Genomic DNA, 942 nt, shown 5'->3' on the forward strand with positions numbered 1-942 from the left:
CAAACAATTTATTAAAAATAAAAAGACCGGACCCCCTTATTTGGAGTTCCGGTCTTATAAACACTAGACAACTTCGTTTAATCGCCCATCCCGAAACCTCACAATCCGCTTCGCCTGCTGCGCAATAAATAAGTCATGAGTAATCAAAATAATCGTCCGACCTTGTGCATTTAATCTCTTTAAAATGCTTAAAATCTCCACACCTGTCTTCGAATCTAACGCTCCCGTAGGCTCATCCGCCAAAATGATCGGAGGATCTCCTGCCAACGTTCGCGCAATAGCAACACGCTGCTGCTGCCCACCTGATAGCTCGGATGGGAAGTGTTTCTTACGATCCAGCAAGTCTACCGCTTCCAGTGCATGTAAAACAAGTGGTTCTCTTTCCTTTTTGCTCATTCCCCTATAGATCAAGGGCAACTCCACATTCTCATAGGCACTTAATCTCGGCAGCAAGTTGAAACTCTGAAAAACGAAGCCAATCTTCTGATTACGAATCTCAGCAAGCCCAGAATCATTAAGCACATTCATTGCTTGACCATCTAGGTCATAAATACCTTTATCTACAATATCCAAGCACCCGATGATGTTCATCAGTGTGGATTTGCCGGAACCTGATGGCCCCATGATGGCCACGAACTCTCCTTGATCAATATCTAACGAGACATCATCTAATGCTTTAATCGTTTCCTCGCCCATCGTATAGTATTTACTGGCATTCTCGATATGAATTAACGCCATAACCTTCGCCTCCATTACTTGCACAGGGTCCAAATAAATGAAGTATCCGATTCATAACCCTTACCGTTTCGCCTTATAAAACTCATGATACAGCTTCATGAGTGCCCTTTTCTCAATCCGCGACACATACGAGCGGCTGATGCCCAGCTCCTTCGCAATCTCCCGCTGCGTCCGCTCTTCCCCGCCAAGCTCCAACCCAAATCG

2 protein-coding genes are annotated in these 942 nt (G+C 45.1%); both read right to left on the reverse strand.

The window, feature by feature from the left end; genetic code table 11:
* Nucleotides 1-63: 63 nt before the first annotated feature.
* The gene (locus GC102_RS11330) at nucleotides 64-738 is read right to left on the reverse strand and encodes an ABC transporter ATP-binding protein (protein ID WP_171689629.1); all 675 of its coding nucleotides are present in this window, start codon (nucleotides 736-738) and stop codon (nucleotides 64-66) included.
* A 60-nt stretch (nucleotides 739-798) separates the two neighbouring features.
* Nucleotides 799-942, reverse strand: a 144-nt coding sequence (locus tag GC102_RS11335) for a sigma factor-like helix-turn-helix DNA-binding protein (RefSeq protein ID WP_171689630.1), incomplete at its 5' end; no start/stop codon positions are given.

It is taken from the genome of Paenibacillus germinis, from assembly GCF_013141785.1.
Taxonomy (GTDB): Bacteria; Bacillota; Bacilli; order Paenibacillales; family NBRC-103111; genus Paenibacillus_E; species Paenibacillus_E phytorum.

Excerpts from the sequence above, each read along its gene's own strand:
- GC102_RS11330 (WP_171689629.1), bottom strand. The coding sequence starts at position 738 with ATGGCGTTAATTCATATCGAGAATGCCAGTAAATACTATACGATGGGC.